Source organism: Streptomyces sp. FH025, assembly GCF_017427025.1.
GTDB lineage: Bacteria > Actinomycetota > Actinomycetes > Streptomycetales > Streptomycetaceae > Kitasatospora.
In genome coordinates, this window is the sequence record NZ_JAFLNG010001261.1 from 1 (window position 1) to 503 (window position 503).

General features: G+C 71.8%; 1 protein-coding gene. It reads left to right on the plus strand.

All coding sequences use genetic code 11. The features are described from left to right. Window positions 1–503, plus strand: a 503-nt coding sequence (locus J0670_RS38775) for a beta-ketoacyl reductase (protein ID WP_207817455.1), incomplete at both ends; no start/stop codon positions are given.

Genomic DNA, 503 nt, shown 5'->3' on the forward strand with positions numbered 1-503 from the left:
CTCGATCGCGGGTCTGCTGGGGACGGCGGGTCAGGCGAACTACGCGGCCGGTAACACGTTCCTGGACGCGCTGGCGGAGTTCCGTCGGGAGCAGGGGCTGCCGGGGACGTCGTTGGCGTGGGGTCTGTGGCGGGAGACGAGCGCGATGTCCGGGCATCTGGCGGAGGTCGATCTTCGGCGGATCGCCAAGACGGGTCTGGTGCCGTTGGCGTCCGAGGAGGCGATGGCGTTGTTCGACGCCTCGCAGTTCACGGGCGAGGCGGTGCTCGGTGTCAGCCGGATCGACACGGCCGCTCTGCGGGCGCGGGGTGAGGACGTCCCGACGATCCTCACGGGTCTGGTGCCGGCGGCCGTTCGTCGTGCGGAAGTTGCACAGCAGGGCACGTCGTTGGCGGATCGGCTGGCGGGTCTGTCCCCGGTGGAGCGGGAGCGGGCACTGACCGAACTCGTCCGTGGCCAGGTCGCGGCCGTCCTCGGCCACGCCGACGCCAGCGAGGTCGCCG